General features: G+C 71.8%; 1 protein-coding gene. It reads right to left on the reverse strand.

The features are described from left to right. A partial coding sequence (locus AB4030_RS22420; protein ID WP_442281409.1) for a fibronectin type III domain-containing protein occupies positions 1-650 on the reverse strand: 650 nt, incomplete at its 3' end. Between the last annotated feature and the right edge of the window lie 24 nt (positions 651-674).

A 674-nucleotide genomic window follows, 5' to 3' on the forward strand; every position in this document is an offset into this window, starting at 1 on the left:
AACCCCGTCGGCGCCGACGGCACCATCACAGCGGACTGCGGGGTCGCCGACGCCTCGTTGGACGGCGGCGAGGTACCAGCGGCGTTCACCGCGGCGACCGTGTAGAAGTACGCCGTCCCGTTGACCAACCCGGTGTCCGTGAAGCTGGTCCCGCTCACGCTCGAGGCCACCGGCACCGACGACTCACCACCCGCGCTCGTCCCGCGGTACACGTTGTACCCCGTCACCGCAGCCCCGCCGTTCGACCCCGGAGCCGTCCACGACAAGGACACTGACGCGTTCCCGGCCCTCCCCACCAGCCCTGTCGGCGCCGACGGCACCGACGGCGGACTGGCGGCGCCGGTCTTGAGGGCGGTGATGGCGGCCATCCATTGGCCTCCGCTGGTGCCCGACGCGGTGTAGGCACCCGTCGCGGTCGTGACGCGGAAGGCCGTCGCCAGGTCATCAGTGGACACGCTCAGGTTCGGCAGCCCACTCCAACCGGCCGCCCAGGCCGGCACGGTGGCAGCAGACTCCACCCCGACCACCCCGAACAGGATCTCGTTCGGCTGGGCCGTGGTGACCGACCCGGAACTGAAGGCCGTCCCGGTCCCGGTCGCGCCCGCGCTCGTGTCGACCCCGGTGACCCCGGCCAGCTCATCGACACTCACATGGGTCTCCCCCGCCGAGGAGTA

It is taken from the genome of Terrabacter sp. 2YAF2, from assembly GCF_052114705.1.
Taxonomy (GTDB): Bacteria; Actinomycetota; Actinomycetes; order Actinomycetales; family Dermatophilaceae; genus Terrabacter.